We start from the raw sequence: 20100 nt of genomic DNA on the forward strand, positions 1-20100 counted from the left end.
CGGGGGCGTCCGCGGGCTCCTCGGCGGTGGCGTCGGCGGGGACGTCGGCGGGGACGTCGGCGGGGGCTTCCTCCAGGATGACGTGGGCGTTGGTGCCGCTGATGCCGAAGGAGGAGACGGCCGCCCGGCGGGGGTGTTCACCGGGTTCCCAGGGCTGCTCGCCGGTGAGCAGTTCGATGCGTCCGGAGGACCAGTCGACGTGCGGGGTGGGGACGTCGGCGTGCAGGGTGCGGGGCAGCACGCCGTGGTGCATCGCCAGCACCATCTTGATCACGCCGGCGGCCCCGGCGGCGGACTGGGTGTGGCCGATGTTGGACTTCAGCGAGCCGAGCCACAGCGGACGTTCCCGGTCGCGGCCGTAGGTGGCCAGCAGCGCCTGCGCCTCGATGGGGTCGCCCAGCGTGGTGCCGGTGCCGTGCGCCTCGACGACGTCGACCTGGTCGGGCGTCAGCCGGGCGTCGTCGAGCGCGGCGCGGATGACGCCTTCCTGGGCGGGACCGCTGGGGGCGGTGAGGCCGTTGGAGGCTCCGTCCTGGTTGACGGCGCTGCCGCGCACCACGGCGAGCACCGGGTGTCCGTTGCGGCGGGCGTCGGAGAGCCGCTCGACGAGCAGGACGCCGACACCCTCGCCCCAGCCGGTGCCGTCCGCGTCGGCGGAGAACGCCTTGCAACGGCCGTCGGAGGCCAACCCGCCCTGACGGCTGAACTCGTGGAAGGCGACCGGGTGCGGCATGACGGTGACGCCGCCGACGAAGGCCATGGAGCAGTCACCGGCGCGGATGGCCTGGGCGGCCAGGTGCAGAGCGGTCAGCGACGAGGAGCACGCGGTGTCCACACTGACGGCGGGCCCCCGCAGGCCCAGCGTGTAGGCGATACGGCCGGAGAGGACGGAGGTGGCGCTGCCGGTGAGCTGGTAGCCCTCGGTTCCGGCCATGCCCGCCTGCATGTTGATGCCGTAGCCCTGGCCGTTGGTCCCGACGAACACGCCCGTACGGGAGCCGCGCAGCGTCCCGGGGTGGATGCCGGCTCGCTCCATCGCCTCCCAGACCGATTCCAGGACCAGCCGCTGCTGCGGGTCCATGGCCAGCGCCTCGCGCGGGTTGATGCCGAAGAAGGCGGGGTCGAACATGCCCGCGTCGTGCAGGAAGCCGCCCTGGGACGCCTCGGGGGCCGCCGCGCCCTCCGCGCTCACCAGCGGGCTGTCGTCCCAGCCCCGGTCGCCGGGGAACGCGGTGACGGCGTCGCCGCCCGAGGCGAGGAGCCGCCAGAGGTCCTCGGGCGAGCGCACACCGCCGGGCAGGGTGCAGGCCACCGACACGATGGCCATGGGCTCCTGCTCCTGCGACTCGGCCTCGCGCAACCGCCTGCGCGTGGTGTGCAGTTCGGCGATCACCCGGCCCAGGTAGTCACGAAGCTTGTGCTCGGTGGGGCTCTTGCTCGCTTCGGTCGTCATCGTGCTCTCCTGCGGGGTTCTTGAAGCGGCGGCGGTCACTTGAGTCCCAGATCCCTCTCGACCAGATCGAACAGTTCGTCGTCCGTGGCGTCGCCCAGCCGGTCGGCCAGGGCGGTGCCGTCAGCGGAGTCCGTACCGGTCTCGTTCCGTGTCGTGGCCAGCAGCGACTCCAGCCGCATCACGATGCGGACCCGGTCGAGGTCGTCGCCGGCACGGCGGGCGAGCGCCGCCTCCAGCCGGTCGAGTTCGTCCGTCGACGGCAGGTCGTCGACGACGTCCTCCGGCATCAGCAGGCCCAGCAGGTGCTCCGCCAGCGCGACGGGCGTCGGCTGGTCGAAGACGAGCGTGGCCGGCAGTGTCAGGCCGGTCGCGGAGGCCAGCCCGTCACGCAGCGCCACAGCGGTCAGCGAGTCGGTGCCCAGGTCGCGGAAGGTGCGTTCCGGCTCGATGTCCTCCGGTCCCGCGTGGCCGAGCGCGATGGCGGCGTGGGTGCGGACCAGTTCCAGCGCCGCGCGCTCGCGCTCCACCGGGGACAGCCCGGCCAGCCGGGCGCCGAACCCTTCCTCGGCCGTGTCCGGGGCGGCCACGGCTCCGGCGGTCCGGAGGGCGCTCACCTGGGGCAGTTCCGCGAGTAGCGGGCTGGGGCGCAGAGCGGTGAAGGAGGGTTCGAACCGTTCCCAGTCGACCTCCGCGGCGGCGGTGGACGGTTCGCGGGCGTCGAGCGCCTGCCGCAGCGCGACCATGGCCGGGCCGGGCCGCAGGAGCGAGATGCCGCGGCGCAGCATCGGTTCCACAGCGGCTTGGTCGACCATGCCGCCGCCGTCCCACGGCCCCCAGGCGACGGAGAGGACGGGGGCGCCTTCCCGGCTGCGCCGCTGGGCGAGCGCGTCGAGGTAGGCGTTGCCGGCGGCGTAGCCCCCGTGCTGTCCCACGCCCCACATGGCGGAGATGGAGGAGAAGTGGACGACGGCGTCCAGTCCTGCGGGGTCGAGCAGTTCGTCGAGGTGACGGGCGCCGGCGACCTTGCCGCCCACCAGGTGGGCGAGGTCCGCGACGCCGGTGTCGGCGAGCGGGGCCAGAACGCCAAGGCCGGCGGTGTGCATGACGGTCCGGACGGTGACGCCGTCGTCGGACAGCGAGTCGAGCGCCCGGCTGACGTCGTCACGGTCCTGCAGGTCGCAGGCGACGACGGTGACGCGGGAGCCGAGGCCGGTGAGTTCGGCGGTGAGTTCACGGGCGCCCGGAGCGTCGGGGCCGCGCCGGCTCATCAGGACGAGGTGCTCGGCGCCCTCGGTCGCCAGCCAGCGGGCGACATGGCCGCCGATGGCGCCGGTGCCGCCGGTGACCAGAACGGTGCCGTCCGGTGTCCAGCCGGTGCCGGAAGGCGGAAGGACGGGGTCGGCGTGGCGCAGTCGGCGTCCCAGGGCGGCCCCGGCACGGACCGCGACCTGGTCCTCGCCGTCGGTGCGGGTCAGGGTGGCCGCGAGCCGGGCGGCCAGGCGCGTGTCGTCGCCGAGGCCGTCGGCGGGCAGGTCGACCAGACCGCCCCAGTGGCGGGGGTGTTCCAGCGCCGCGACGCGGCCCAGGCCCCAGATGGCGGCCTGCGCCGGGCTGACCGGCGCCTCGTCCTCGCCCGCGCCGACGGCGCCCGCGGTGAGGGTCCACAGCGGCCCCGGATCGGCGTCGAGGACGGCGTGCAGCAGGCAGAGGGTGCCGGCCAGCCCGGCGGTGATCACCGGGTGGTCCGGGTGCGGCCTCTCGTCCAGGGCGAGCAGGGAGATCACGCCGCGGAGTTGCTCACCGGGGATCACGTAGTCGCGAAGGAGGTCCGCGAACTCCTCCCCGTCGGTTTCGGCGGGATCGACGACGAGCAGATCGACCTCACCCTCCCGTTCGGTGAGCGCGGCGCGGCAGGCGTCAACCGCCGCGTCGGCGTCGTCGGGGGCCACCAGGAGCCACCGTCCGGCGCAGGACGCCACGGACGGCTCCTCCAGGGGAGTCCAGCCGATCCGGTACCGCCAGGCGCCGACGGCCTCGTGCTCGCGGGCGTCGCTGTGCCAGGCCGACAGCGCCGGCAGCAGGGGCTCCAGCGCCGCCGGGTCCAGACCCGCGGTGGCGGCCAGGGAGTCGACGTCGCCCTTGTCGACGGCTGCCCAGAAGCGGGACTCCGCCGCTGAGGCGGCGGGCGCCGCCGCCACGGCCGTGTCCGGGGCCGGGGGCTCGGGCCAGTAACGGGTGCGCTGGAAGGGGTAGGTGGGCAGGTCGACCCGGTCGCCGGCGCCGGTCACCGCGGGCCAGTCGACCTCCGTGCCCCGTACGTGTGCCCGGGCGATCATGCCCAGCAGCGTCCGCGCCTCGCCTTGCGCCGACCGCAGCGCGGGGACGGCCACCAGGTTGTCGACCTGGTCCTGGGCGAGGGCGGAGAGTACTCCGTCCGGTCCCAGCTCCAGCGCTGTCCGGACTCCGGTGAGGGAGGCGAGCGCGTCGGCGAAGCGGACGGGCTCACGGATCTGTCCCACCCAGTAGTCGGGGGTGGCCAGGTCGCCTGGAGCGGTGGTGACGACGGGGATCTGCGGGGCGTGGTAGGTCAACGACTGCGCGACGGCTGCGAATTCGTCCAGCATCGGCTCCATCAGCGAGGAATGGAACGCGTGCGAGACCGCCAGCCGCTTGACCCGTACCCCCTGCGACCGAAGCTGCTGCTCCAGCGCCTCGATTGCGTCCGCCGCACCGGAAACCGTCACGGAGGTGGGCCCGTTGACCGCCGCGAGGTCCACCCCGTCGGTCAGCTCCAGCGCATCCTCGGCCAGCTCCACCGCCAGCATCGCCCCACCCTCAGGCAGGGCATCCATCAACCGACCACGCGCCGACACCAAAGCACACGCGTCATCCAGCGACAACACCCCCGCCACATGCGCAGCAGCCAGCTCACCGATCGAATGCCCCACCAGCACATCCGGAGTCACACCCCACGACTCCACCAACCGGAACAACGCCACCTCCAACGCGAACAACCCCGCCTGAGCGAACACCGTCCGCTCCAACAACCCCGCATCCTCACCGAACACCACCCCACGCAACGGCAACTCAAGATCCACCCGCGCACACACCGCATCAAAAGCATCCGCGAACACCGAGTACGCCCCGTACAACTCACGGCCCATACCCAGCCGCTGCGAACCCTGCCCCGAGAACAACAACGCCAGGCGGCCGGATTCGGCGACACCGCGGACCGTCTTGTGGCCGGCGTCAGCGAGGTCGGAGACTTCGGTGAGCAGGGCTTCCCGGTCGGGTCCCACGGCCACGGCCCGGTGTTCCAGGTGGGCACGGCCGCCCGCCAGGGAGACCGCCACGTCGACGGGGTGGAGAGTGTCGTCCCGCGTGATCCGCTCGGCCAGGCGGGCGGCCTGCTCCTGCAGCGCCTGCGCGCTGCGGGCGGAGAGCACCCACGGAACCAGGGGCGGGGCCGCGCTCGGTGCGGGACGTTCGGCGCGTGTCGGAGCGGGAGCGTGCTCCAGCAGCACGTGCGCGTTGGTGCCGCTGATCCCGAAGGAGGACACCCCGGCACGGCGCGGGCGGTCCAGCTCGGGCCACGGGCGGTCCTCGGTGAGCAGTTCCACCGCGCCCGCCGTCCAGTCCACCTCGGGCGTGGGCTCGGTCACGTGCAGGGTGCGGGGCAGCACGCCGTGGCGCAGCGCCATGACCGTCTTGATGATGCCGCCGACGCCTGCCGCCGCCTGGGTGTGCCCGATGTTGGACTTCAACGACCCGAGCCACAGTGGCCGTTCGGCGTCCCGGTCCTGCCCGTAGGCGTTGAGCAGCGCCTGCGCCTCGATCGGGTCGCCCAGCCGCGTGCCGGTGCCGTGCGCCTCCACCAGGTCCACCTCGTGCGGCTCCAGGCCGGCCGTCGCCAGCGCCGCCCGGATCACCCGCTGCTGGGAGGGGCCGTTCGGCGCCGTCAGGCCGTTGGAAGCGCCGTCGGAGTTCACCGCGGAGCCACGTACCACCGCCAGTACCTCGTGTCCGTTGCGGCGCGCCTCGGAGAGGCGCTCCACCAGCAGCAGCCCGACGCCCTCGCCCCAGCCGGTGCCGTCCGCGTCGGCGGAGAACGCCCGGCAGCGGCCGTCGGACGCCAGACCGTCCTGCCTGGCGAACTCGGAGAAGACCCCGGGGCTGGTCATGACCGCGACACCGCCGACGACGGCCATGGCGCACTCACCGGCGCGCAGCGACTGTGCCGCGAGGTGCAGCGCCACCAGGGACGACGAGCAGGCGGTGTCCACGGTCAGCGTCGGGCCCTCCAGCCCGAAGACGTAGGCCACCCGGCCGGACAGGACGCCGCCCGACATTCCGGTGAGCAGGTGCCCTTCGGAGCCGGGGGCGGCGACGCCCATTCCGTAGCCGGACGGTGAGGCGCCGATGAAGACGCCGGTGGACGTCGAGCGCATCGCGTGCGGGCCCAGCCCGGCACGCTCGAACAGCTCCCAGGAGGTCTCCAGCAGCAGCCGCTGCTGCGGGTCCATCGCCATGGCCTCGCGCGGCGAGATGCCGAACAGGTCCGCGTCGAAGGAAGTGGCGGTGTGTACGAAGCCCCCGACCCGGGTGTAGGGGTCTCCGGTACCCGTGTCCTCGCCGGTGGGCCATCCGCGGTCGGACGGGAAGCCGCCGACCGCGTCGATGCCCTCGGTGACCAGCCGCCACAGTTCCTCCGGCGAGGCGGCGCCGCCCGGATACCGGCATGCCATGCCGACGATCGCCAGGGGCTCGTCGGACACCTCGGCCGTCGTGACCGCCTCGCGGTCGTCGCCGCTGACCAGTGAGAGCACGTGGCGGGCGACGTCCGAGGGGGTCGGATGGTCGAAGACCAGCGTCGTGGGCAGGCGCAGATCGAGGGCGCCGGCCACCCGGTTGCGGACGGCCACGGCGGTGAGGGAGTCCACGCCGAGGTCCTTGAACGGGCGCTCGGCATCGACCGGTTCGGAGTAGCCGAGGACCGCCGCGGTCTCCCGGCGGACCAGGTCGAGGACGGTACGGGCCCACTCCGACTCCGGCAGCCCGGCCAGCAGGGTCCGTACCGCCGAGGCTCCGTCCTCGGCGGCCGGCCCCTCGCCCAGCGCCTCGGTGACCTCGGGCAGGGTGGAGAGCAGCGGGCTGGGCCGACGGCTGGTGAAGGCGGGGGTGAAGCGTTCCCAGTCGATGTCCGCGACGACCGCGCAGCTCTCGCCGGTGTCGATCGCCCGCTCCAGCGCGGTGACGCACAGCCCCGGCGGCATGGGGCGCAGGCCCCGGCGCTTCAGGTACTCGTCGGCGCCCTCGCGGGCGGCCATGCCGATCTGTGCCCAGGAGCCCCAGGCCATGGCGGTGCCGGCCCGGCCGGCCTCCCGGCGGGCCGCGACGACGGCGTCGAGGTGGGCGTTGGCCGCGGCGTAGGCGGCCTGGCCGGCGCTCCCCCACACTCCGGCGATCGAGGAGAACAGCACGAACAGTTCGGCGTCGGGGAGCAGCGCGTCGAGGTGCTCGGCGCCGACGGACTTGGCTCGCAGCCCGTCGGCAAGGACGGGTACGGATGTGGAGTCGAGCGGCATGGCCGGATCGGTTCCGGCCGCGTGCACCACTCCGGTGACCGGGTGTTCGGCGAGCAGGGCGGCCAGCGCGTCACGGTCGGCGACGTCGCACGCGACGGCGACCGCGGTGGCACCCAGATCGGCGAGCTCGGCGACCAGTTCGGCGGCGCCCGGCGCGTCGGGGCCCCTCCTGCTGCACAGCACCAGCTTCCGGGTGCCGCGGCGGGCGAGCATGCGCGCGGTCTCGGCGCCCAGCGCTCCGGTGCCACCGGTGATCAGCACCGCTTCGGGTGCCGCTTTCGCGGCCGGGGAGTCGGCGGCCGGCGCGTGCAGCAGGCGGCGCACGTAGACGCCTTCGGGCCGTACGGCGACCTGGTCCTCGGTGCCGCCGAGCACGGCGGCCAGCCGGGCCAGCGCCCGGGACTCGGGGTCGACGGGCAGGTCGATCAGTCCGCCCCACCGCTCGGGGTGCTCCAACGCGGCCACCTGGCCCAGTCCCCAGAGACGGGCGGCGGCCGGGTCGGCGATCCGGTCGGCGCGGTTGGTGGAGACGGCGCCGGTGGTGACGCACCACAGCGGGGCGGTCACCTCGGCGTCGGCCAGTGCCTGGACGACCGTGAGGGTCGCGCCGAGACCGACGGACACCGCACCGTCCTCGGGATGCGGCCGGCGGTCGGCGGCCAGGAGCGACAGGACTCCGCCGACCGGTCGGGCCGCCTCGGCTCCTTCGGTTCCCTCGGTTCCCTCGGTTCCTTCGACGGCCTCGCGCAGGAGTTCGCTGAGCCCCCACCGGTCGAGCGCGTCGTCGGGAACGGTGACGACGGCCGGTTCCGCGCCCGCCTGCCGCAGCGCCTCCGCGCAGCGCTCGGCGTGACCGCTGTCGACGCCCTCGGTGTGCAGCAGGAGCCAGCGCCCGTCGAGGGTGCCGCCCGGGGAGCGGTCGGCGGGCTGCCAGGCGACGCGGTAGCGCCAGGAGTTGACGATGGAGTGTTCGGCACGGTCCCGGCGCCACCCGGCGAGGGCCGGCAGGACGGTCTCCAGGCCGTCGCCGGAGCCCAGCCGCAGGGTGTCGGCCACCTGCTCGTGGTCGAGCCGGTCGACGGCCTGCCAGAAGTCCGCCTCGTCCGGGTCGGTCTCCGTGGTGCCGCTCGTGGCCTGTACCGCCTCGGGCGGGTCGGTCATCCAGTAGTGGGCGCGCTGGAAGGCGTAGGTGGGCAGGTCGACCGGGTCGGCCTGCGGCAGCACCCGCGTCCAGTCGACGGGCACGCCGTGTACATGGGCCTCGGCCAGCGCGGTCACCCAGCGCCGCAGGCCACCCTCACCGCGGCGCAGCGTGCCCAGTACCGCCCCGGCCCGCCCCGCGGCGTCCATGCATTCCTGCACCCCGACTGCCAGCACGGGGTGCGCGCTGACCTCCAGGAACACCGTCCGCCCCTCGGCGAGCAGAACATCGGTGACGTCCCCGAACCGCACCGCGTTCCGCAGATTCCCGTACCAGTAGGCCGCGTCCAGCCCCGCCGTGTCCTTCCGCTCCCCCGACACCGACGAATAGAACGGCACCACCGAAGACACCGGCGAAACCGAGTCGAGAGCATCCAGCAACCGCTCCCGGACCCGCTCCACCTGCACACCGTGCGACGCGTAGTCGATCGCCACCCGCCGCGCCCTGACACCCGCGTCGTCACAATGCGCCAGCAACCCCTCAACGCCCGCCACATCACCCGAGACAACGGTCGAACCCGGCCCGTTCACCGCGGCCACCGACAGCCCGTCCCAACCACTCACCAACTCCTCCGCCACACCACGGGAAACACCCAACGACACCATTCCGCCCAGTCCCACCAACTCCTCGGCGATCACCCGCGCCCGCAACGCCACCACCCGCGCGCCGTCCTCCAGCGACAGACCGCCCGCGACCACCGCCGCCGCGATCTCCCCCAGCGAATGCCCGACCACCGCGGACGGCACCACGCCCACCGAAGCCCAGAGCCTGGACAGCGAGACCATCACCGCCCACAGCACGGGCTGCTCCACCTCGGCCCGCTCCAGCCCCGTACCGTCCCGCACCACGTCCACCAGCGAGAACTCCGTGAACGGCGCGAGCGCCCGCCCGCACTCCGCCATCGCCTCGGCGAACACCGGCTCCCGCTCCAGCAACTCCGCGCCCATTCCCACCCACTGCGCCCCGTGCCCCGGGAAGACGAACACCGGGGCCACCGCGGAACGCCCCACACCACGCACCACATCCGGATGCGGAACACCCGCCGCCAGCGCGACCAACGCACCCGCGCGATCGGGCCCCGACACCACCGCACGCTGCTCCAGCACCGCGCGGGAGAACGCCAGGGTGCGGGCGGCACCCACCGGGTCGAGGCCGTCGGCGACCTCGGCCAGCCGTTCGGCCTGTCCCCGCAGCGCCTCGGGGGTGCGGGCGGACAGTATCCAGGGCAGCACCGTGGTGTCGGCGATGCCCGGCGCGGGCCCGCCGGCGGCCACGGCCCGGTCGTCGGCTCGGTCCTCGGCCCGGTCGTCGGCCTGGTCTCCGGCCCGGTCCTGGTCGTCGGTGGGTGCGGCCGTGGCGTCGGCGCTCTCCAGGACGAGGTGGGCGTTGGTTCCGCTGATGCTGAACGAGGAGACGCCCACCCGGCGGGGCCGCTCCGGGTCCCGCGGCCAGGCCGTCGCGTCGGTCAACAGCCGGACCTGGCCCTGGGACCAGTCGACGTGCGGGGTGGGCTCGGTGACGTGGAGGGTGGGCGGCAGCTCCTCGCCGCGCAGGGCCATCACCATCTTGATCAGACCGGCCACACCCGAAGCGGCCTGGGCGTGACCGATGTTCGACTTGATCGACCCCAGCCACAGCGGCCGGTCGGCCGGCCGGTCCTGCCCGTAGGCGGCGAGCAGTGCCTGCGCCTCGATCGGGTCACCCAGGGTCGTACCGGTACCGTGCGCCTCGACCACGTCGACATCGGCGGCGGCGAGCCGGGCGTTCTCCAGCGCGGCGCGGATGACGCGTTCCTGTGACGGACCGTTCGGCGCGGTCAGGCCGTTGGACGCACCGTCCTGGTTGACCGCGGACCCCTTGATCACGGCAAGCACCCGGTCGCCGCGGCGGCGCGCGTCCGAGAGGCGGCGCAGCACGAGGACGCCGGCGCCCTCGGACCAGCCGGTGCCGTCGGCGTCGGCGGAGAACGGCTTGCAGCGGCCGTCGGACGCCAGACCGCGCTGCCTGCTGAACTCGGTGAAGATGCCCGGGCTGATCATGACGGTGACGCCGCCCGCGAGTGCCGTGTCGCACTCGCCGTTGCGCAGCGCCTGCACCGCGAGGTGGGTGGCGACCAGTGACGACGAGCAGGCCGTGTCCACGGTGACCGCGAGCCCTTCGAGGCCCAGGGCGTAGGCGACGCGACCGGAGACGACGCTGGGTGCGCTGCCGGTGAGCAGATGGCCCTCGACGCCCTGCGGGAGGGTGCGCAGGCCGGTGCCGTAGGCGGACGACGAGGAACCGATGAAGACGCCGGTGCGGGTTCCGCGCAGGGAGAGCGGGTCGATGCCCGCGCGTTCCAGTGCTTCCCAGGAGGTCTCCAGCATCAGCCGCTGCTGGGGGTCCATGGCGAGGGCCTCGTGGGGGGAGATACCGAACAGGTCGGCGTCGAACTCGCCCGCGTCGTGGACGAATCCGCCCTCGCGCACGTAGGTGGTGCCGGCGGCGTCGGGGTCGTCGTCGTACACGGCGGTGTCCCAGCCGCGGTCGAGGGGAAATCCGGAGATGCCGTCGCGGCCCTCGGAGACCAGCTGCCAGAGATCCTCCGGGGAATGCACGCCCCCGGGATAGCGGCAGCCCATGCCGACGATCGCCACGGGCTCGCTCCCGCGCGCCTCGACCTCCCGCAGTTGACGCCGGGTCTGCCGCAGGTCCGCGGTGAGCCGCTTCAGGTAGTCGAGATACTTCTGATTGTCGGCCACTCGATGCCACCTTCTCCGGACCGGCAGTTCACTTTTTCGCGCCGGGAATCTCGCACAGATAACACGGGCCGCATGTCGCCTGGTTTTCTGGGTTCCCGAAATATTTATGAGTTCCCGAAAAACGCCCCAATACCACCAGCAAAAAACCCTCACTGAGGGTACGAACGACTCCAAGCCACAGACAACCCCTAGCCGCCCCTAGGGGGGACGAACCAGGAGGTCGCTCCGGGTTTCCGGGGTAGGGCGGATCGGCCCTCCGGGAATGGCCGGCGCGAAGAGGGGCCGGGTCGGGTGAACCCGCCACGCGGCTCGGACGGCGTGGACCGGTCCACGCCGTCGCCGGCCCCCCCGGCGGGGTATTCCGGGAACCGTTCGCGGAATACCCCTCACCGGTGGCAGGTCACGGGCTCTCCAGTTCGTTGTCGATGAGCGCGAAGATGTTCTCCTCGGTGGCGGAGTCCAGATCGGAGTCGCGGTCCTCGTCGGCGGCGTTCCGGTCCTCGGGGGCTTCGGCCCACCGGGCGAGCAGTGCGCTCATCCGGACCCGGAGCCGTGAGCGGTCGCTGTCGGACAACTCGCCCGACATGGACTCCAGCTGGTCCAGTTCAGCCATCATGGCCTCCGCCGGGTCGCGAGCGGGCGGCGCCAGATCGGCCCCGAGCCGCTCGGCGAGCGCGTCGGGCGTCGGGTAGTCGAACACGAGGGTGGCGGGCAGTCGGGTGCCGGTGGCCGCGCCGAGCCGGTTGCGCAGTTCCACGGCGGTCAGCGAGTCGAAACCGAGGTCCTTGAACGCCCGGTCCCTTTCGACGGCGTCCGCTCCGGCGAAGCCGAGCACGGCGGCCGCCTCCGACCTCACCCGGTCCAGCAGCACCTGTGCCCGCTCGGCGGGAGGCAGTGCCCGCAGCCGGTCGGCGAAGCCGGCCTCCCGGGCCACGGCGGCGGTGCGCCGGCGCCCCCGTACCAGGCCGCGCAGCAGGTGCGGTACGTCGGGGCGGCCGGCGAACCCGCCGACCTCGACGGCACCCGGCACCACGGCGGGGTCGGGCCCGGCGAGAGCCTCGTCGAGCAGGCCCAGGCCCTCACCGGCGGTGAGTACGGGCAGACCGGAACGGGATGCTCGCAGGCGGTCGCCGTCGGTGAGCACGCCCAGCATTCCCGCGCCGACGTCCCACGGTCCCCAGGCCAGGGACAGGGCCGGCAGCCCGCTGGTGTGACGGTGGTGGGCCAGGGCGTCGAGGTAGGCGTTGGCCGCGGCGTACGACGCCTGACCAGGAGTGCCCAGGGTGGCGGAGACGGACGAGAAGAGCACGAACTCCTCAGCCTCGGGGATGAGTTGATGCAGAGCGCGCGCCGCGGTGATCTTGGGCGCCAGCACCGGTGCGATCCGGTCGGGCGTGAGACCGGTGGCGACACCGTCGTCGAGGACACCCGCGAGGTGGAAGACGGAGCTGATGTGTCGCCCGTTCACCACCTCGGCCAGGGCTTCGGGATCGGTGACGTCGCAGGCCACGATCTCGACTCGCGCTCCGGCCGCCTCAAGCTCCGCCGCGAGGGTGTCCGCACCCTCGGCGTCCGGGCCGCGGCGGCTGAGCAGCAGCAGCCTGTCCACCTCGCGCCGGTCCACCAGGTACCGGGCGATCAACGCGCCCAGAGCACCCGTGCCACCCGTGATCAGCGCCGTGCCGCCCGGCTCCACCGCGCGCGGTACGGACAGCACGACCTTGCCCACATGGCGTGCCTGGCTCATGAAACGGAACGCCTCCGGCGCCCGCCGCACGTCGAAGGTCCGCACCGGCGGCAGAGTGAACACACCCCGTGCGAACAGGGCCAGCACCTCGTCCAGCATCTGCCCGATCCGCTCGGGGCCCGCCTCGCTCAGGTCGAACGCGCGGTACGTCCGGCCCTCCACCGACTCCGGATCACGGATGTCGGCCTTGCCCATCTCCACGAACCGGCCGCCCTCGGCCAGCAGGCGGACCGAGGCGTCGATGAACTCACCCGCCAACGCGTTCAGCACCACATCCACGCCACGCCCGCCCGTGCGCTCGGCGAAGACCTTCTCGAACTCCAGGTCCCGCGAGGAGGCGAGGTGCCCCGCGTCCAGCCCGGTCGCGCCCCACTTGCCGGGCGAGGCCGTGCCGTACACCTCGGCACCCACATGCCGCGCGATCTGCACGGCGGCCATCCCGACTCCGCCCGCGGCCGCGTGTACCAGCGCCGACTCGCCGGCCGCCAGGCCGCCCACGTCCAGCAGCCCGTAGTACGCCGTCACGAACGCGATCGGAACCGCGGCGCCCTGGGCGAAGGACCATCCTGCCGGAACCGGAGCCACCAACCGCGCGTCCGCCACCGCCAACGGCCCCATCGCCCCGCTGAAGAACCCCAGTACCTGGTCCCCCACGGCCAGTTGCGACACCCCGGGCCCGGTCTCCACGACCACGCCGGCGGCTTCGCCCCCCAGCTCGACCTCTCCGGGGTACATGCCCAGCGCGTTCAGCACATCCCGGAAGTTCATCCCGGCCGCACGTACCGCGACCCGCACCTGTCCTTCCTCCAGTGCGGCTTCCGCATCAGGCGCGGGCACCAGCCCCACGCCCTCGACGGCACCCCGCGACACCACACCCACACGCCACGGGCCCTCGGGGGCCCGCAGGGTGCGTTCCGCGACCGACGCCAGACGGGCGGCGTACAACCGGCCGTCACGGACGGCGAGTTCCGCCTCGTCCAGGCCGGGCGCGCCGAGCAGCGCGGTCCACGGGTCGGCGTCGGCATCGACCAGCAGCACACGGCCGGGGTTCTCCGACTGCACGCTGCGCAGCAGGCCGCGCACGGCGGCGCCCGCCACGTCGGACAGGTCGTCGCCCGCCCCGGCGGCGACAGCGCCCCGGGTCAGCACCACGAGTGTGGCGCCGGCGTCCTCGCGCGCCAGGAAGGCCTGGACGGTGGCCAGCATCGCGGTCACCCGCGCCTCCGCGCCGTCCCCGCCGTCGTCCGGTGCGGAGGTGACCAGCAGCGCGTCGGCCGAGGCCGTGGCGATGTCGGACGCGCGCACGCAGTCGGCCCCGAGGGCCGAGAGCGCGTCGGCCGCGCCGTAGGGGTCGTCGCCCAGGACGGCCCAGGTGCCAGGGGTCCGTGCCGCGTCGGGGAGCGGAATCCAGTCCACGCGGTGCACCGGCCGCGACGGGGCGGCATCCGTCGTGGCGTCCTCGGCGAGGGGACGCAGCACGACTCGTCCCACGGAGACGACGGTCTGCCCACCGGGGTCGACGGCCAGCAGCTCCACCCCGTCGGCGCCACGCGGTGAGACACGGACGCGGAGCGTGGTGGCGCCGGAGACGGTCAGCGCGATCTGCGACCAGGAGAACGGCAGTCCGGGGGGGCCGGCGGGACCGTCGGACGCCACCGCCCCTACCGCGAGCGAGTGGAGCGCGGCGTCGAGCAGCGCCGGGTGCATTCCGAAGTGCCCGGCGTCGGCGTGTGCGGTCTCGGGCAGCTCGACCTCGGCCCAGAGTTCCTCACCCGCTCGCCAGACCGCGCGCAGGCCCTGGAAAACGGGCCCGTAGTCCAGGCCGGCCGCGGCCAGCTCGGGGTAGAGCTCGTCGATCGGCACAGCCTCCGCGTCGACCGGCGGCCAGGTCAGCTCCGGCGCGGCGACCGGGGCCGCGGCTCGCAGGGTGCCGGAAGCGTGCCTGGTCCACGGCTGCCCGAACCAGCCGGTGCCGTCGGACATACGGGAGTGGACGGTGATCTCCCTCGCCCCTTCCTCGTCCGGGGTGGCGACGGTGACCTGGAGCTGGACCGACTCCTCGGCGGTCAGCACCAGAGGTGCGTGGAGCACCAGTTCGTCCACGACATCGCAGTCGGTCTGGTCGCCGGCGCGCACCGCGAGGTCGACGAACACCGTGCCGGGCACCACGATCCGGCCGTGCACCCGGTGTTCCGCGAGCCACGGGTGTGTCCGGAGGGAGATGCGTCCGGTGAACAACAGACCGCCCTCGTCGGCGAGTTCCACGCCTGCGGCGAGCACGGGGTGCCCGGTCTCCCCCAGTCCGGCGGAGACCACGTCGCCGGGGCGTGCCGACGCGGAGGACGAGGGCCAGTAGCGCTCGCGGGCGAACGCGTAGGTGGGCAACTCGATGCGACGGCCTTCGGCGGGTGCGAGCAGGGGAGCCCAGTCCACCGGGACGCCGCGCACGTACAGGGTCGCCACGGCGCGGAGCAGCGTCTCGGTCTCGTCGCGCCTGGGCCGGAGTGCCGGCACTGCCGTGGCCTGGTCCAGGACCGCCGAGGCGGCAGCCGACAGCACTCCGTCCGGCCCCAGCTCCAGCGCCGTCCGGACTCCGGTGAGGCGGCCGACGGCGGCGGCGAAGCGGACGGGCTCACGGATCTGTCCCACCCAGTATTCGGGGGTGGCGATGTCGCCGGGAGCGGTAGTGAGAACGGGGATCTGCGGAGCCTGGTACGTCAAGGCCTGTGCGACGGCTGCGAATTCGTCCAGCATCGGCTCCATCAGCGAGGAGTGGAACGCGTGCGAGACCGCCAGCCGCTTGACCCGTACCTCCCGGGCCCGAAGCTGCTTCTCCAGCGCCTCGATTGCGTCCGCCGCACCGGAAACCGTCACCGAGGTGGGCCCATTGACCGCCGCGAGGTCCACCCCGCCCGGCAGCGTGAGGGCCTCCTCTGCCAGCTCCACCGCCAGCATCGCCCCACCCTCAGGCAGCGCGTCCATCAACCGCCCACGCGCCGACACCAAAGCGCACGCGTCATCCAGCGAGAGCACACCGGCCACATGCGCGGCGGCCAGCTCACCGATCGAATGCCCCACCAGAACGTCCGGAGTCACACCCCAGGACTCCACCAACCGGAACAGCGCCACCTCCAACGCGAACAACCCAGCCTGAGCGAACACCGTCCGCTCCAACAACGCGGCATCCTCACCGAACACCACCCCACGCAAAGGCAGCTCCAACTCCACCCGCGCACACACCGCATCAAAAGCATCCGCGAACACCGGGAACGCCCCGTACAACTCACGGCCCATACCCAACCGCTGCGAACCCTGCCCCGAGAACAACAACGCCAGCGAACCGTCCTCCTCGGCCCGTCCGACGACAGCGCTGCCGAGGTTCCGCAGTGCCGCGTCCGCGGTCTCGCTGTCGGATGCCAGCACCACTGCGCGGTGCTCCAGCGCTCCCCTGGTCGTTGCCAGGGAGTGGGCCACGTCAGCGATCCGGTGCTCGTCGAGGGCCGCTCGCAGCTTCTCCGCCTGCGCCGGGAGTGCGTCTGCGGTGCGGGCGGAGAGCAGCAGCGGGAGCAGTGGCGTGCTGTCGCTCAACGGTGCTTGGTTTTCCGTGTGTTCCACTGCCGGGACGGCCTCCAGCACCACGTGGGCGTTGGTACCGCTGACACCGAACGACGAGACCCCGGCCCGGCGCGGCCGGGCCGTGTCCGGCCAGGGGCGTGCCTCGGTCAGCAGTTCCACCGCACCCGCCGACCAGTCCACCTGAGGGGTGGGCTCGTCGACATGCAGCGTCCCCGGGAGTACACCCCGGCGGATCGCCTCCACCATCTTGATCACACCCGCCACCCCGGCGGCGGCCTGGGTGTGCCCGATGTTCGACTTCAGTGAGCCCAGGTACAGCGGCTCCGTCCGCTCCTGACCGTAGGTCGCCAGCAACGCCTGCGCCTCGATCGGATCACCCAGCTTCGTGCCCGTACCGTGCGCCTCCACCACGTCGACGTCGGCAGGCCGCAGGTCCGCGTCGGCCAGCGCCTTGCGGATGACGCGTCGCTGGGCAGGCCCGTTGGGGGCGGTGAGGCCGTTGGAGGCGCCGTCGGAGTTGACGGCGCTGCCGCGCACCACAGCCAGCACCCGGTGCCCGTTGCGCCGGGCGTCCGACAGCCGCTCCACAAGGAGCATGCCGACACCCTCGCCCCAGCCGGTGCCGTCGGCGGCGGCGGCGAACGCCTTGCAGCGGCCGTCGGCCGCCAGTCCGAGCTGGCGGCTGAACTCCACGAAGGCGGTCGGTGTCGACATCACCGTGACCCCGCCCGCCAGCGCCATCGAGCACTCGCCGGCCCGCAGCGCGCGCACGGCCAGGTGCAGCGCCACCAGGGACGACGAGCACGCGGTGTCCACCGTGAGAGTGGGTCCCTCGAAGCCGAAGGTGTACGCGACGCGGCCGGAGAGCACGGCGGCCGCGTTGCCGGCGCCCTGGTGTCCCTCGCTGACTTCGGGGTCTCCTACGAGCAGTACCGGGTAGTCCTGCCCGTTGGTGCCCGCGAACACGGCGGTGTCGCTGCCGCGCAGCGCGGCGGGATCGATACCGGCGTGCTCCAGGGCCTCCCAGGCGACCTGCAGCATCAGGCGCTGCTGCGGGTCGGTGGCCACCGCCTCGCGGGGTGAGATACCGAAGAAGCGGGCGTCGAACTCGGCGATGTCGCCGAGGAATCCGCCCTCGCGGACGTAGGAGGTGCCGGGGCTGCCGTCGGGTTCGTAGAGACCTGCGGTGTCCCAGCCACGGTCCTCGGGGAAGTCGGTGATGCCGTCGCGGCCCTCGGCGACCAGCTGCCACAACTCGCCGGGTGAGGTGACGCCTCCCGGGTAGCGGCAGGCCATGCCGACGATGGCGATGGGTTCGTCGGCGGCGGCGGAGGCCACCACGCCCCCGTCGCCGTCCACGTCCAGAACGAGGTCGTCGAGGTGGTCGGCCAGCGCGGCCGGGGTGGGGTGGTCGAAGACGACGGTGGCGGGCAGGCTGAAGCCGGTGGCTTCGGCGAGGAGGTTGCGCAGTTCGACGGCGGTGAGCGAGTCGAAACCGAGGTCCCGGAAGGCCCTGCGGGGATCGACGGCGTCGGCGTCGTGGTGACCGAGGACGACGGCGACACGGGTACGCACCAACTCGACCAGTTCACGCCGCCTCTCCTTGGTGCCGAGAGCGGCGAGGCGGACCGCGAACCCGGAACCCGCCTCCGCGTCGGCCTGGCCGGCCGGTTCGTCTCCCCCGCCCTGCTGCGCGGCGCCGCGCAGCGCGTCGAAGAGCCGTTGTGGCCGAGCGGCGGTGAAGGTGGGGATGAAGCGCGTCCATTCCACGTCGGCCACGACCACGGAGACGTCCCCGCCGTCCACCGCCGCGCCCAGAGCGTCGAGCGCCTTCGCCGGTTCCATGGTGCGCAGTCCGCGTCGCCGCAGGTAGTCGGCGGTCTCCTGCGCACCGGCCATACCGCTGCCGTGCCAAGGGCCCCACGCCACCGAGGTGGCGGGCAGACCTCGGGCAGCGCGGCGGGCGGCGATGGCGTCCAGGGCGGCGTTGGCCGCCCCGTAGGCGGCCTGGCTGCCGCTGCCCCAGATACCGGAGACCGACGAGAAGAGCACGAAGGCGTCGAGCTCCGCGTCCCGGAGGGCGTCGTCGAGGTGGAGGGCCCCGGTGACCTTGGCGGCCAGCACGGCGGCGATGTCGGCCTCACCGGCGTCGTCGAGTGTCGCGAACGCACCGCTTCCGGCGGCGTGCACCACGGCGCTCGGCGGGTGCGCCGCCAGCAGCTCGTCGAGTGCGGCGCGGTTACTGACGTCGCAGGCGGCGATCGTGATCTCGGTTCCCGCCGCGGTGAGTTCGGCGGCGAGGTCGGTCACGCCCGGGGCTTCGGCGCCGCGCCGGCCGGCCAGCACCAGGTGCGGTGCGCCACGGGACGCGAGCCATCGGGCGACATGGGCGCCGAGCGCGCCGGTGCCGCCGGTGATCAGGACGGTGCCGCGCGGGCGCCAGGGCCCGGCCGGACGCACGGTAGCCGGAGCCGGAGCCAGTCTGCGGCCGAGGGCACCCCCGGCACGGACGGCCACCTGGTCCTCACCCGTGCCGGCGAGCACGGCCGTCAGTCTCCGTGCGGCGTCCGCGTCAAGCTCCCGCGGGAGGTCGACGGCGCCGCCCCAGCGATGCGGCTTCTCCAGCGCGGCCGCGCGGCCCATCGCCCACAGCTGTGCCGCCCCCGGGTCGGTGGCGGAATCATCCGCACCGGTCGTGACCGCGCCTCGGGTGAGTACCCATACCGGGGCACCCTCCCCGCGCAACGCGTCGAGCAGTGCGGCCAGCCCGAGGGAGAGCTCAGGATGGGCGGAGTGCGGCCGGGGGTCGTGCGGAAGGATCAGCCCGTCGACGTCCGGAGCGGGTGTGCGGCCGACGACGACGGTCGCGCCGTGTGCGGCCAGCGCTTCGGCGCACCAGGTGGCCACTTCGTCGTCCGGCGCATCGGGGTCTGCCAGTACCTGCCAGGTCCCACGCAGTACCGGCTGCCCGGCTTCCGGCAGAGGCTGCCAGGTGACCGCGTACCGCCAGTCCGCTGGGTCGGCGACTTCGGCGGAAGGCTGTACCGCCCAGAAGTGCTCACGCTGGAAGGCGTAGGTGGGCAGGTCGACGACGCGGCCACCGAGGCAGCCGAAGACCTGGCCCCAGTCGAACCGGACCCCGGCGACATGGGCCCCCGCGACCGCGGTGAACAGAGCAGCCACGCCCTCATTGCCCGAACGCTGCAACGGCAGAACGGTCACCTCGGGGTGCTCAGCCAGACAGAGCCCCGTCTGCGCCGACAACACCCCGTCCGGACCGAGCTCCAGGAACCGAGTCACCCCGGTGTCGTGAGCCCGGCGCACCGCGTCCGCGAAACGCACCGGCTCACGGATCTGTCCCACCCAGTAGTCGGGGGTGGCCAGATCACCGGGCGCGGTGGTGAGAACGGGGATCTGCGGGGCGTGGTAGGTCAACGCCTCTGCTACGGCTGCGAATTCGTCCAGCATCGGCTCCATCAGCGACGAGTGGAACGCGTGCGAAACGGCCAGCCGCTTGACCCGTACCTCCTGCGACCGAAGCTGCTTCTCCAGCGCGCCGATCGCGTCCGCCGCGCCCGAAACCGTCACCGAAGTCGGCCCGTTGACCGCCGCGAGGTCCACCCCGTCCGGCAGCTCCAACTCGCCCTCAGGCAGCTCCACCGCCAGCATCGCCCCACCCTCAGGCAGGGCATCCATCAACCGACCACGCGCCGACACCAAAGCGCACGCGTCATCCAGCGACAACACCCCCGCCACATGCGCGGCGGCCAGCTCACCGATCGAATGCCCCACCAGCA

At 73.3% G+C, this 20100-nt stretch carries 3 protein-coding genes; all 3 read right to left on the minus strand.

The window, feature by feature from the left end:
- The coding region (locus tag E0D90_RS10980) for a type I polyketide synthase (protein WP_174856182.1) at window positions 1-1453 on the minus strand (1453 nt) is incomplete at its 3' end.
- 35 nt (window positions 1454-1488) lie between these two features.
- Window positions 1489-10980 (minus strand): type I polyketide synthase, encoded by a 9492-nt coding sequence (locus tag E0D90_RS10985; protein ID WP_130797623.1) that lies wholly within the window; start codon window positions 10978-10980, stop codon window positions 1489-1491.
- Between the two features lie 400 nt (window positions 10981-11380).
- Complete coding sequence (locus E0D90_RS28290) at window positions 11381-20095, minus strand: type I polyketide synthase (protein WP_265415949.1); 8715 nt, start codon at window positions 20093-20095, stop codon at window positions 11381-11383.
- Window positions 20096-20100 lie beyond the last annotated feature (5 nt).

Source organism: Streptomyces otsuchiensis (genome assembly GCF_004305975.1).
Taxonomy (GTDB): domain Bacteria; phylum Actinomycetota; class Actinomycetes; order Streptomycetales; family Streptomycetaceae; genus Streptomyces; species Streptomyces otsuchiensis.